Consider the following 13114-nt stretch of genomic DNA (forward strand, 5'->3'; position numbering starts at 1 on the left):
AAAGGAGGCGTAGGATGGATCGGCTGAAAAATTCTTGGGAACTGGTCAAAGCCAGCGCGCGCGTTTTGGCGCAGGATAAAGAACTGATGGTCTTCCCGTTCATCTCCAGCCTGGGGGTGATTCTGGTCAGTTTGACCTTCGCTCTGCCCTTGTTCCTGGCGGGACGGGTGGAAAACCTGATCGAAGGCGGCGGGCAGGTTGCGGGGATGGCGGTGCTGTTCCTGTTTTACCTGGTGCAGTACTTCGTTATCTTCTTTGCCAACACCGCCCTGGTGGGGGCGGCTCTCATCCGCCTGCGGGGCGGCGACCCGACCCTGGGGGACGGTTTTCGCATCGCCTTCAGCCGCTTTGGACCCATCCTGGGCTACGCCCTGGTGGCCGCCACGGTGGGCATGATCCTGAAAGCTCTGTCGCGCAAGCGCAGCGGCCTGGTGCGCACGGCCTCTTCCTTGCTGGGCCTGGGGTGGAGCATCGCCACCTTCCTGGTGGTTCCGGTGCTGGCGGTGGAAAACCTCGGCCCGCTGCAGGCCATTCAGCGCAGTGTGAGCCTGCTCAAGAAAACCTGGGGCGAGCAGATTGCCGGTAATTTGGGCCTGGGAGCCTTCTTTGGAATTTTGACCCTGGCGGTGGTGCTGGTGTCGCTGGCCCTAGGGGTCGGCTCCATTATGCTGCTGGAAACGCCCTGGGTGGCCGTAGCCCTGGCGGTGCTGCTGGTGGTTTTCCTGCTGGTGTCTGGGCTGGTGCAGTCCACCCTCAACGGCATTTACACCGCCGCGGTGTACACTTACGCCGTGGACGGGCGCAGCGGCTTTTTTGATGAAACCCTGGTGCGCGAGGCTTTCCAATCCGGTTCCTGAGCGTCCCCTGATTCGACATGCGAGCGGCTTGCCAACGGCAGGCCGCTTTTTTTATTTCCTCGACGGGCAGGTTAGACATTTTCTACCGGGTGCGGTGGGGAAGGGCATATAATTAAACGCATGAAGACCCAGGATCGGCTGCAATTGATCGTGCGCATCCTTCTGGTGGTGGCTGTGGCGGTGCTGCTCCGTCTGCAGCCCCTGCCGGTGGGGCTGCGCGAGGCGTGGGGCGAGGCCCAGCAGGGCAGCCTGGAAGGCCTGCAAACCGCGCTGGCCTGGCAGCCCTGGCGCGGCGATCTGTGGGAATCCCTGGGGCAGGCATTGGGCACGCAAGGGCAGGCCGCAGAGGCCGCCGCGGCCCTGGAAGAAGCCCACCGCCTGGGTGCGCTTTCGGCCGAGGGGCAGGTGCGGCTGGGCGACCTGTACGCCGAACTGGGCCAAGACGAACGCGCCGAAGCCTGGTGGTTTGCCCTGCTGAAACAAGACTCCCCGCCCGAAGCGGCCTATGTGCGGGCGGCGCAGGTGCTGCGCGCAGGCCAGCGCTGGGCGGAACTGGAAGACACCCTGCGCAGCGGCCTGCGGGTGCATCCGAACAGCGCGGAGTTATCCTGGCAGTTGGGCGCGCTGCTGGCAGCATCGCTGGACAGCGGCGCCGAGGGTTATCTGCGCAGCGCGGCCCAGGCTGAAGTCACCGCCGCCCCGGCCGAGGAGCTGCGCCAGGCGCTGTTGACCGCCGCGACTTCGGGGGGACCGTCGACCTATCAACTGGTGGGGGTGGGGCGCGCCCTGGCCGGGCAGGGACAGTGGGATCTGGCCGAGCTGGCTTTCGACCAGGCGGTGGCGGCCGACCCAAGCTACGCCGAGGCCTGGGCGTTTCGCGGCGAGGCGCGTTACCAGACCGGCGCGGACGGCAGCGCCGATGTACGGCAGGCTCTGAAGCTGAACCCCCAATCTGTTCTGGCCCAGGCGCTGCAGGCCTTACAGTACCGCCGCGCGGGCGAGGGGGAGCGCGCGCTGGAGATTTTGCGTCGGGTGGCGGCCCAGGAACCGCAGGAACCCGCCTGGCAGCTGGAAATGGGCTACGCGTTCATTGAAATGGGCGACAGCGCCGCCGCCCTGCCGTACTTTCAAAAAGCGGTCACGCTGGCCCCTGAGCGCGCCGCCCTGTGGCGGGAACTGGCCCAATTCTGCATTCAATATGACGCCGATGCGCGCGCTTTGGGGCTGCCCGCCGCCCGCCAGGCGGTTTTGCTGGCCCCTCAGGATGCCCGCAGCCAGGATGTGATGGGCTGGGTCTTGATGAACCTGGGGGATTACGCCAGCGCGGAACGCTTCTTGCAACAGGCTTTATCGTTAGAGGATCGCAGCGCCCAAATTCACCTTCATCTGGGGCAGTTGTATTTGCAGATGGAGGACATGGAACGAGCTTTTCCCCATCTGACCCGCGCTCGCAGCCTGGGAAAAGGCACCGACACCGAAATTTTGGCCCGGCGCTTATTAGAACGTTTTTTTGATGGCGGTTAAAGACTCGTGCGGTTTTTAACGCAGGAGGCAGGGATGTTTCGACATCGATGGATTTTTGTCTTGATGGTGTGCGGGCTGCTGCTGAGCGGCTGCGCCGGGGATGAACCCGGGGGCACCCTTTCCGCCGCGCCCAAGGTGCAGTCGGGGGGCACGCTGTACTTTGACGATTTTTCTGACGACAGCTCCGGCTGGGATACCTGGTCGGATGAGAAATCACAGGCGGCCTACGACCAGGGCGGTCTGCGCATGCGCGTCAGCCAGGCGAATTACGACACCTGGTCGCGGCCGGGGCGGCGCTACGGCGACGCGCGCATTGCCGTGGACACCACTCGCCTGGGCGGGCCGGACAATAACAATTACGGCATTCTCTGCCGCTACAGCAACCGCAGCAACTTTTACGCTCTGGTGATCTCCAGCGACGGGTACGCGGGCATTTTGAAGGTCAAAGAAGGCAAATATCAAATTCTCAGCGGTGAGACCCTTACGTATCAAGAAGCGGTCCGCCAGGGGGGCGAGATGAACGTGATCGGGGCGGAATGTGTGGGCGGCCGGCTGGCGCTGTATGCCAACGGGAACCTGCTGCTGGAAGCGCAGGATGGGGATTTCCCCGCGGGCGAGGTGGGGCTGATCGCCGGCAGCTTTGACGAGACCGGGGTGGATATCCTTTTTGACAACTTTTATGTGATTCAACCCTGATGCGCCGCGGCGCGGACGGCTGGCCTCTTTCTGATCCTGTGGATCGGAGAGAGGCTGATTTTTTAATACGCTTCTTGTTCAATCGGTCAGAATCGGGTAAGATGCACCCAGGTTCGTTCATCTTCGGCTTAACGGTGTGGAAACAAGCATGAAAGTTTTTTTGGACAGCATCGGCTGCCGCCTGAATCAAAGCGAAATTGAAGCCATGGCCGCCCAGTTCCGGGCGGCGGGGCATGTGGTGGTGGACAGCCCGCAAGGGGCCGATCTGGTGGTGGTGAACACCTGCGCGGTGACCAGCGAGGCCGCTTCCGATTCGCGCCAGAAGATCCGCCAGGCGGCGCGCGCCGGCGCAGGGGAGATTGTGGCCACGGGCTGCTGGACCACCCTGGAACCGCAGGCGGCCTTGCGGCTGCCGGGGGTGGCCCGCGCGGTGAGCAACATGGATAAAGATGAGCTGGTCAGCCAGGTATTGGGGCTGCCTCAGGCGGACTTTGATCTTGAGCCTTTGGCGCGCGAACCCCTGCCGGGGCTGCGCCAGCGCACGCGCGCGTTCATTAAAGTTCAGGACGGATGCGATAACCACTGCACCTTCTGCATCACCCGTGTGGCCCGCGGGGCGGGGCGCAGCCGTACGCTGGCTGAAGTGCTGGGCGATGTGGAACGGGCGGTGCAGGGCGGCGCGCTGGAAGTGGTACTGACGGGGGTACACCTGGGCTCGTGGGGGCAGGATTTTCAGCCTCGGCAGCATCTGGCCGACCTGGTGCGCGGGCTGCTGACCCACAGCTCGGCGGCGCGGCTGCGCCTGTCCTCCCTGGAGCCGTGGGATTTGGACGAGTCCTTTTTCCAATTGTGGCAGGATGCGCGTTTGTGCCGCCATCTGCATTTGCCCCTGCAGGCCGGTTCGGCGGCGGTGCTGCGCCGCATGGCCCGCAAAACCACCCCCGACCAGTTCCGCGCCCTGGTGGCTCAGGCGCGGGCGGCCGTCCCAGAGGTGGCCGTGACCACCGATCTGTTGGTGGGCTTCCCCGGCGAGGGTGAGGCGGAGTTTGCCGAAGGGCTGGCCTTTGTGCGCGAGATGGGTTTTGCCGGCGGGCATGTCTTTGCCTTTTCGCCCCGCCCCGGCACGCCCGCGGCGGGCTATGCCGACCCGGTGCCTGCGCCGGTGAAAAAGCAGCGCAGCGCGCTGATGCGCGCGGCGGTGGCTGAATCGGCGGCAGCCTATGCCCAGTCTTTCGTGGGGCGCACGGTGGAGGTGCTGTGGGAGGTGTGTTCTGCGCTGGGGCCGGAGGGCTGGCGCATGCAGGGCTGGACGGATCAATATGTGCGCGTGTCGGCGGCGGCGCCGCAGCCGCTGTGGAATCAAATTTCCTCGGTGCGGCTGCTGCGCGCTCAGGGGGAGACCCTGGAAGGCGAGATTGTGGCGGCACGCCAAGGCTGAGAAAAGAGAACGGGAGGGATGATGGCGCTGGATTCGTTGAAGTGGTGGCAGAAAGCCGTGTTTTATCAAATTTACCCGCGCAGTTTCGCGGACGGCAACGGTGACGGCATTGGCGATTTGCACGGCATTCGCCAAAAGCTGGATTACTTGCAGTCTTTGGGGGTGGACGCCCTGTGGCTTTCGCCGCATTACCCCTCACCCCAGGTGGACTGCGGCTACGATGTGGCCGATTACACCGGCGTGGCCCCCGAATACGGCGATCTGGACACCTTCCGAAGTTTGCTGGAAGAAGCCCACGCGCGCGGGATGCGCCTGATCCTGGATCTGGTGCTCAACCACACCTCTGACCAGCACCCCTGGTTCCAGGAATCGCGTTCTTCGCTGGATAACCCCAAGCGCGGCTGGTACGTGTGGCACAAGGGGCGCGGCGGGCAGCCCCCCAACGGCTGGTATTCCACCTTTGGCGGCCCGGCCTGGGAGCTGGACCCGCAGACGGGTGAATATTACTACCACTTCTTCTTTAAAGAGCAGCCGGATTTAAACTGGCACAACCCCGAAGTGCGCGCGGCCCTGTGGCAGGCGGTGCGCTTTTGGCTGGACATGGGCGTGGACGGCTTCCGGCTGGACGCCATCGGCACCATCTTTGAAGACCCGGCCCTGCCCGAATCGACCTGCCCCTACACGCTGGACGAGATGTACCGCCGCAGCCGCCTGGCGCGCAGCGCGGAGGAACGCCTGGCCGTGCAGAAAGACTGGGTCGAGCTGTTCCGCCCGCAGGTGGATCAGCCCGGCATGGAAGACCTGCTGCGCGAACTGCGCCGCGTGGTGGATGAATATGACGACCGCGTGCTGGTGGGAGAGAGCGACGAGATTCGCTACTGCCGCGAGGATATGCTCCACCTGGTGTTCAACTTCCCCCTGATGAAGACCGACCGGCTGACCCCCGCCTGGGTGCTGGAAAACCAGCGTCAGCGGTTGGGCGAACTGCCCCCCACGGCCTGGCCGTGCAACACGCTGGGCAATCACGATGTGCCGCGGGTCTACCCCCATTTTGACGACGGCCAGCACGGGCCGGCCCTGGCCCGCCAGAGCCTGGCGCTGATGCTGACCCTGCGCGGCACGCCCTTTCTCTATAACGGCGAAGAGATTGGCATGGGGGATTATTTCATCCAGGATCCCAGCCAGTTCCGCGACCCGCTCAGCCTGCGCTATTACGCGCTGGAACAGAGCTTGTTGGGGCACGCCCCTGCAGAGGCGCTGCGCTACGCGGCCGAAAACGGACGCGACCGGGCGCGCACCCCCCTGGCCTGGAGCCATGCGCCCAACGGCGGCTTTTGCCCGGCGGAGGTGACCCCCTGGCTGCCGGTGAACCCGGAGTACGCCCGCGGGGTGAACGTGGCCGATCAGGCGGCGGATGAGGGCTCGCTGCTGAATTTTTACCGCCGCATGCTGGCTTTCCGGCGGCAGCACCCGGCGCTGATCGCGGGCGATTACCAGCCTGCGGAATCGGGCAGCCCCGACGTGCTGGCCTTTGTGCGCCAGGGTGAAGGGGAACGGCTGCTGGTGGCCTTCAATATGGGACTGGAGGCGGTGTGCGTGAACCTCAGCGCGTTGGGGGAGGCGGCCGAGGGACTCTTCAGCACGCAAAGCCCGCGCCGGCCCGCGGCGCTGGACCGCCTGGACGCTTTGGGATTAGCGCCTTTGGAAGTCTATATCGCCCGCGTGTGACCGGCGGCGGGGCAGGGGGCAAGCTTACAGCTTGAGGCTTTCGATGGTCTGGCGCAGGATGCGCGCCGAGCGCTGCAGCCCGGCGATTTCATCTTCGGCCAGATCCAGACGGATGACGTGGTTCACCCCGGCGGCGTCCAAAACGGTGGGCAGGCTGAAGTACACGTCGCCCACGCCGTAGGTGTCGTCCTGCAGGCTGGAGACGGACAGCACGCTGCCTTGATCGCGCAGGATGGCCTCGACAATGCGCACCAATCCCGTAGCGATGGCGTAATAGGTGGCGCCTTTGCGCTCGATGATGTGATAGGCGGCGTCGCGGGTCTGCGCAAAAATTTCATCCAGCGTGTCCAGACCGCATTCAAACCCATTGGAAGAGCAGTACACCGGCAGGCGCATTCCGGCGATGTTGGCCAGCGACCACACCGGCACTTCACTGTCGCCGTGTTCGCCGATGATAAAGGCGTGCACACTGCGCGGGTCCACATCAAAGCGCTGACTGAGCAGGTAGCGGAAGCGGGCCGTATCCAAAATGGTGCCGGAGCCGATGACGCGCTGGCTGGGCAGACCGGAGAACTTCCAGGCGGCGTAGCTGAGCACATCCACCGGGTTGGTGGCGATGAGCAGCAGGCCGTTGGGGTTGGCAGCCACCACCTGGGGGATGATCTGCTGAAAAATCTGGGCGTTGCGCTGCACCAGATCCAGGCGGGTTTCGCCGGGGCGTTGGGCGCTTCCGGCGGTGATGACGGTGACGGCCGCTCCGGCGCAGTCGGCGTAGCTGCCGGCAAAAACGCGCGTGGGGTGGGCCAGGGGCACGGCGTGGTTCAGGTCCATGGCCTCGCCTTCGGCTTTGGCGTGATTGGCGTCAATCAACACAATTTCGCTGGCCAGACCGCTGAGCAGCAGGCCGTAGGCAAAGCTGGCGCCGACGTTGCCCGCGCCGACGACGGCGACGCGGCGGGGGTGGTGGGTTTGATGGGACATCGCAATACTCCCTTGAATTAAAGATGAAAGTCGCGGGCCACGCGCTCGGCCAACAGACGCGCCGAAAGCAGCACCATGGGCATGCCGATGCCGGGGTACGTGCCCTGACCGACAAAATACAGGCCCTGGATATCGCGGGCTTTGTTGTGCGGGCGGAAATAGGCCGACTGAAACAGGCCATGAGCCAGCGAGCCAAAAGCCGTGCCGTGCACGGCGTTGATGCGGCTGGCAAAGTCATCCGGGCGGTATTCGCGCTCCCACACGATATGGCTGCGGATGTGGGGATCCACAATTTGCTCCAGGCGCGACAGCAGGGTTTCGCGCACCTGGGGCGCGGCGCTGTCCCAGGAGACACCGCCCTGCAAATTGGGCATAGGGGCCAGCATATAGATGAGGCTGTGGCCGGGGGGCGCCAGGCTCGGGTCGGTTTGGGTGGGCACGTTGAGGTGGAAGGAGGGATCGCCGGGCAGGGTGCGCGTGCGGAAGATGGCGTCCAGATTGGCGCGGTAATCGTCGCTGAAGTAGAGGGCCTGGTGCTGGAGCTGCGGGTAGGTGCGGTCTACGCCCAGGTACAGCAGATAGCCGGAGCAGGCGTATTCCATGCGCTCCAGGCGGCGGTCGGGGTAATCTCGGCGGTGGGCAGCGGGGATGAGCTTTTGATAGGTGTACGGTAGGTCGGCGTTGGAGACCACCAGATCCGCGCTGAGGGTTTCGCCGTTTTCCAGACGAACGCCCACGGCGCGCCCGTTTTGGATGAGGATTTCGGCGGCGGGGGCCTGGGTGCGCACTTCCACGCCCATCTCAGCCGCCAGGGTCAGCAGGTCTTCGATGATGCTGTAGATGCCGCCCTTGGGGTAGAACATGCCGCGGGCCATATCGGCGTAGGTGATCAGGCTGTAAATGGACAGGGCATCGAAGGGGGAAAGACCCAGGAACATGGAATGGAAGGAAAAGGCCTTGCGCAGTTTATCGGATTGGAAGAAGCGCGACACCTGGGCGTACATGCGCTGGTGGGCCTGGGTTTCCAGCAGGCGCACCCCCGCTACGGGGTTAGCCAGGTCGGTGATGTGGTCGTAGTTGCGGGTGACGAACTCCATGGCCAGCTCGTATTTGCGCGCGTTGGCCCCCAGGAACTGGAACAGACGCTCGCCGCTGCCGGGCTCCACCCGATCCACCTCGGCCGCCAGGCGGGCCATGTTGGAATACAGGTCAATCGAATCGCCGTCGTGGAAATAGATGCGGTAGTTGGGATCTAACTGGGTGAAATGCAGGCGCTGGTTGATGTCGTACCCCAGGGCGCGGTAGGTTTCGTCAAAGGTATCTTTCATCACCAGGATGGTGGGGCCGGTATCCATACGGAAGCCGTTTTCCATGAGGACGTTGCTGCGGCCGCCGGGGCGTTCCTGCTTTTCGATGACGGTGACATTCAGCCCCATTTTTCGCAGGCGTAAGGCTGCGGCCAAACCGCCCAAACCCGACCCAATCACCAGCGCTGTTTTCATACGATTCACCTTTCTGATGGAATGTGTTTACCAGGATTGTGAAAATTATAACCACCGCTGTCCGAATTTTCAATGCAAAGGTTGTAAAAACCTGCTACAATTCAAGAGCTAATTTGCAGCTTCCTCACAGTTCCTTAACCCTACTTGTAAGCTCTTATCAAGGCGATTATTATTTGATATAATTTCCCGCCTTGTGAAATGGAATGTGCTTGCCTTCGGATCAAGCACGAATTTGAGAGTATCTATGAATATCGAAGAGAAGAACGGCACAACGGTGCTGCGGCGCACGCCGGAAAAAAAGCCCCCAAAAAATATCGGCACCTGGTTGATCGGCAGGCCCCTGCCCACCGCAGATGCCCCCCATCAGACGATCGGCAAGGCCATTGGCCTGGCCGTTTTTGCTTCTGATGCGCTGTCCTCCACAGCATACGCCACCCAGGAAATGATGGTGATCCTGGCCATCGCCGGGATGAGCGCTATGAACTACTCCGTGCCGATCGCGGTGGGGATTGTGGCCCTGCTGGGCATTTTGACCCTGTCGTATGAGCAGGTGATCCACGCCTACCCCAACGGCGGCGGGGCCTACATTGTGGCGCGCGATAACCTGGGCGATATGGCTGCTCTGGTGGCGGGGGCTGCGCTGCTGACAGATTACATTTTGACGGTGTCTGTGTCCATCTCCTCCGGTGTGGCCCAAATCGTCTCCGCTTTCCCGGAATTATTCCCCTGGCGGGTGGAGGTGGGCGTATTGGCGGTGGCCTTTGTGACCCTCATCAACCTGCGCGGGGTGCGTGAATCGGGCAAGGCCTTTGCCATTCCCACCTATTTCTTTGTGCTGATGATGGTGGCCACAGTGGGCACGGGTTTGATCCGCTATCTGACCGGCAGTTTGGGGGTGGTGCAGAACCCGCCGGAGATGGAAATGCTGCACGCTGCCCAGCCGGTGACGTTTTTCTTGATCCTGCGGGCCTTCTCCAACGGCACCTCGGCGGTGACCGGGGTGGAAGCCATTTCCAACGGCACCACCGCTTTTAAAGAGCCGCGCAGCCGCAACGCTGGCATCACCCTGATCTGGATGTCGGTCATTTTGGGCACGCTGCTGATGGCCATCACCTTCCTGGCGGTGCAGATCCAGGCGGTGCCCTCCGAAACCGAGACGATCATCTCGCAGATGGCGCGCACGGCCTTTGGTGGGCGCGGGATTTTGTACCTGGGCACGATTGTGGCCACCACGGTGATTTTGGTGATGGCGGCCAACACGGCTTTTGCCGGGTTCCCGCGCCTGAGCGCGCTGGTGGCCGAGGACGGCTATTTGCCCCGCCAGCTCACCTACCGCGGCAGCCGCCTGGTGTATTCGCGCGGGATTGTGGCTCTGGCGGTGATCGCCAGCCTGCTGATTGTGATTTTCCAGGCCAGCGTGACCAACCTGATCCCGCTGTATGCCATCGGCGTGTTCCTATCTTTCACCCTGGCCCAGGCGGGCATGGCCCTGCGCTGGTGGAAATGCGGCCAGTTGAAGCCGGGGCAGGAGATTGTGGAACGCGGCTCTGTCTTGCGCGAAGACCGCGCCTGGCAGTTTAAGATGATTTCTAACGGTCTGGGAGCCCTGACCACCTTCATCGTCATGATCGTGTTCGCGGTGACGAAATTCACCGACGGCGCCTGGATTGTGATCATTCTGACCCCGCTGTTGGTCATGGGCTTCTTATCCATCCACCGGCATTACCGCCGCCTGGCGGAGAGACTTTCGTTGGAGCATTTTGGCGCGCCCGGCCCCATCCAACGCCACCGCGCCATTCTGCTCATCGGCGGGGTGCACCGCGGCTCGTTGGCGGCCCTGCGCTATGCACGCACGCTGACAGACGATATCACCGCCGTGCATGTTTCCATTGATCCGGAGGAAACGGCCAAATTACAGCGGAAATGGGAAACCTGGGGCGACGGGGTGCGGCTGGTGATTCTGGATTCGCCCTTCCGCACCTTTGTGGAACCATTGATTGAATATATTGAAGATTTAGACCAGCGGCGGCGGCCCAATGAGGTGGTGACGGTTATCGTACCCCAGTTCATCGCTCGCCATTGGATGAGCAACGGGCTGCATGCCCGCGCGGCAGACACCCTGCGCCGGGTGCTGATCAACCGCGAAGGTTTGGTAATTACCGAAGTTCCCTATCAAGTAGGCGACCTGGCTTCGGAGGAGAAAAAAGAATGAAAGCAATTATTGTGGGCTGCGGACGGTTGGGTACCGAGCTGTCGGACCGCCTGTTCAAGAACGGCCACGAGGTGGTGGTGATTGATCTGTCAGAGGAAGCTTTTAAAAACCTGCCCGGTGATTTTAAGGGCCGTCCTTTGCAGGGAGATGCGCTGAACCAGGACGTACTCAACCGCGCTGGCATCGAAGATGCAGATGCGTTGGCTTGCGTGACCAACAACGATGCGCTCAACATGGTCATCTGCTACATAGCCCAGGAGCGGTATCACATCCCGCGGGTGATCGCGCGCAATTACGACCCCTTCACCCGCACCTTGTTTGAAGATTTCGGCGTGCAGGTGGTCGGCTCGGCCTCGTGGGGCGCGCAGCGCATTGAAGAGCTCCTGTATCACGAGGATATGCGCACGGTGTTTTCGGCGGGCAACGGTGAGGTGGAAATTTATGAGATCACCATCCCTGCGGCTTGCGAAGGCAAACGCCTGGGCGAGTTGATGACCACAGCCAACAGCGTGGCGGTTTCAATTTCGCGGGCGGGCCGCGCCCAACTGCCCCAGGCAGATTTTGTGCTGGAGGCCGGGGATGTGCTGCATGTCAGCGCTACCTTTGAGGGCGTTTCGCTGCTGCGTGATAAGATTTGCGGTTTTGGGAAGGAGGGATAGGCCATGAAAGTATTAATTGCTGGAGGCGGCCGAACCGGAGCGCAGTTGGCCCGTTTTCTCATCAGCCAGAACCATGATGTCACCATCGTGGAAGACCGCAAGGAAGTGCTCTCTCGTATTCACCGCGAGCTGCCCACGGAAATGATCGTGGAAGGCAATCCGATTTCTCCGCAAATTTTGGAGGACGCCGGAATTCGGAGCGCCAATGTGCTGGCGGCGGTGACCACCAGTGACGAAACCAATCTGGTGTTGTGCTACATCGCCCGCAAACGCTACGGCGTGCGGCGCACGATTGCCCGCGTGAACAATCCGCGGGACGCCTGGCTGTTCACGGAGCAGTTTCATGTGGATGTGGCTGTCAACCAGTCCGAGATCCTGGCGCGCCTGATTGAAGAAGAAATGTCCATGGGCGACATGATGACCTTGCTCAAATTGCGGCGAGGCAATTTTTCGCTGGTGGAAGAGAAGGTTCCCCCAGGTGCAAGGGTGATTGGGGTGGAACTGCGCAATATGGATTTATCCCACTGTGTGATTGCGGCCATCATCCGCCACGGTGAAATGGTGATGCCGCGCGGTGTGACCACTTTTGAGGTGGGGGATGAAGTTCTGGCGGTGGCCGACCCGCAAGGCGCCCGCATGCTGGCCGATTGGCTGTCTCCGGCGGAAAAAGCCTGAGCACCACGGCCAATGAAAAAAGTAGAAATGGGGAGAGCGTTTGCAGCGCTGGGACGCTCTCTTTGTTTGCCGCCCCAGATTCACCGCCAAATTCCCCGTGGGGTGTTTGACCTGTGGGGGAGGTTCGGGTATAATTTGGGCTTGCGAATTTTACGTTGATGCTGAGAAAGCAGCGAAAGGATTAGAATGGTCAAACGTACTTATCAACCCAAGATCCGCCGCCGCATGCGCGTGCACGGTTTCCGCGAACGCATGTCGACTGCCGACGGCCGTGAGGTTTTAAAGCGCCGCCGCCTGAAGGGCCGCCATAAACTGACGGTTGTCATGAATAATCACGTTAAGAAGGTTCGCTGGTAAATCACCAGCCTGGGTTAGGCCTCAGCAGGCGTGCCTCGCGGACTCTATGCGGAGTTAGCCAGCAGGATCCGCCGTGAAAAGAAACTTCCGCCTGTCCCGATCTTCCGATTTCTTGCGGGCGCGGCGTTCAGGAAAATCGTATGCCCATGCCCTTGTTGTGTTGATCGCTGATCCCAATCCGCAGGCAGAACTGCGGATTGGGATTGCGGCCAGCCATTCGGTCGGGAACGCCGTACAGCGAAACCGCGCAAAACGCCGAATTCGGGCTTGTATGGACAGTTTTTTGCCCTGCATCCCGGTGGGTTGGAATCTGGTTCTGATTGCTCGCCGTCCTTTGGTAGAAGCTCCCTATGCGGCATTGAAAGCAGCCCTGCATCAGCTGCTGCGAAGGGCGGGCTTGCTGAGCGAACCAACCGAAGATGGAACCTGAACAGGGTGTCGTGATCCCCGAGTTTGCCCCAGAGCCGCGCTTGCGGGATTTGCCG

Annotated in this window: 12 protein-coding genes; 10 read left to right on the plus strand and 2 right to left on the minus strand. The window is 62.1% G+C overall.

All coding sequences use genetic code 11. The features are described 5' to 3' along the window. Positions 1-14 precede the first annotated feature (14 nt). The 5 genes from ADN01_RS17250 to ADN01_RS17270 all read left to right on the plus strand — a co-directional run bounded on the left by ADN01_RS17250 (position 15) and on the right by ADN01_RS17270 (position 6243). On the plus strand, positions 15-857 hold the full coding sequence (locus tag ADN01_RS17250; RefSeq protein WP_062417486.1) for a DUF6159 family protein: 843 nt from the start codon (positions 15-17) through the stop codon (positions 855-857). A gap of 120 nt (positions 858-977) precedes the next feature. Beyond that, positions 978-2381: a tetratricopeptide repeat protein gene (locus ADN01_RS17255; RefSeq protein WP_062417487.1), complete on the plus strand. Its 1404-nt coding sequence runs from the start codon at positions 978-980 to the stop codon at positions 2379-2381. A gap of 33 nt (positions 2382-2414) precedes the next feature. Then, positions 2415-3077 carry a hypothetical protein gene (locus tag ADN01_RS17260; RefSeq protein ID WP_062417488.1) on the plus strand — a complete coding sequence of 221 codons (663 nt, stop codon included), beginning with the start codon at positions 2415-2417 and terminating at the stop codon, positions 3075-3077. A gap of 148 nt (positions 3078-3225) precedes the next feature. Next, the gene (locus ADN01_RS17265) at positions 3226-4515 is read left to right on the plus strand and encodes a MiaB/RimO family radical SAM methylthiotransferase (protein ID WP_062417489.1); all 1290 of its coding nucleotides are present in this window, start codon (positions 3226-3228) and stop codon (positions 4513-4515) included. A gap of 18 nt (positions 4516-4533) precedes the next feature. Beyond that, positions 4534-6243: a glycoside hydrolase family 13 protein gene (locus ADN01_RS17270; protein WP_082142666.1), complete on the plus strand. Its 1710-nt coding sequence runs from the start codon at positions 4534-4536 to the stop codon at positions 6241-6243. A 24-nt stretch (positions 6244-6267) separates the two neighbouring features. On the opposite strand, the gene ADN01_RS17275 is transcribed toward ADN01_RS17270, so the two are convergent. Both ADN01_RS17275 and ADN01_RS17280 read right to left on the minus strand, forming a co-directional pair. Continuing rightward, positions 6268-7224, minus strand: a complete 957-nt coding sequence (locus ADN01_RS17275; protein ID WP_062417490.1) for an L-lactate dehydrogenase — start codon at positions 7222-7224, stop codon at positions 6268-6270. A 17-nt stretch (positions 7225-7241) separates the two neighbouring features. Further along, positions 7242-8726, minus strand: a complete 1485-nt coding sequence (locus ADN01_RS17280; protein WP_062417491.1) for a phytoene desaturase family protein — start codon at positions 8724-8726, stop codon at positions 7242-7244. Positions 8727-8970: 244 nt separating this feature from the next. Here ADN01_RS17280 and ADN01_RS17285 point away from each other — a divergent pair, with 244 nt between their 5' ends. From ADN01_RS17285 to rnpA, 5 genes are all read left to right on the plus strand, one after another. After that, a complete protein-coding gene (locus ADN01_RS17285; RefSeq protein ID WP_062417492.1) occupies positions 8971-10938 on the plus strand; it encodes an APC family permease in 1968 nt (655 codons plus the stop codon). Next, positions 10935-11597 carry a potassium channel family protein gene (locus ADN01_RS17290; RefSeq protein ID WP_062417493.1) on the plus strand — a complete coding sequence of 221 codons (663 nt, stop codon included), beginning with the start codon at positions 10935-10937 and terminating at the stop codon, positions 11595-11597. Before ADN01_RS17285 ends, ADN01_RS17290 begins: the two co-directional genes overlap by 4 nt. A 3-nt stretch (positions 11598-11600) precedes the next feature. Further along, positions 11601-12272, plus strand: a complete 672-nt coding sequence (locus ADN01_RS17295; RefSeq protein ID WP_062417494.1) for a potassium channel family protein — start codon at positions 11601-11603, stop codon at positions 12270-12272. 186 nt (positions 12273-12458) lie between these two features. Further along, positions 12459-12629: a 50S ribosomal protein L34 gene (gene rpmH, locus ADN01_RS17300; RefSeq protein ID WP_062417495.1), complete on the plus strand. Its 171-nt coding sequence runs from the start codon at positions 12459-12461 to the stop codon at positions 12627-12629. A gap of 73 nt (positions 12630-12702) precedes the next feature. After that, positions 12703-13059 carry a ribonuclease P protein component gene (rnpA, locus tag ADN01_RS17305; RefSeq protein ID WP_075071320.1) on the plus strand — a complete coding sequence of 119 codons (357 nt, stop codon included), beginning with the start codon at positions 12703-12705 and terminating at the stop codon, positions 13057-13059. The last annotated feature ends 55 nt before the right edge of the window (positions 13060-13114 follow it).

It is taken from the genome of Levilinea saccharolytica, from assembly GCF_001306035.1.
In the GTDB taxonomy this organism is placed as follows: Bacteria; Chloroflexota; Anaerolineae; order Anaerolineales; family Anaerolineaceae; genus Levilinea; species Levilinea saccharolytica.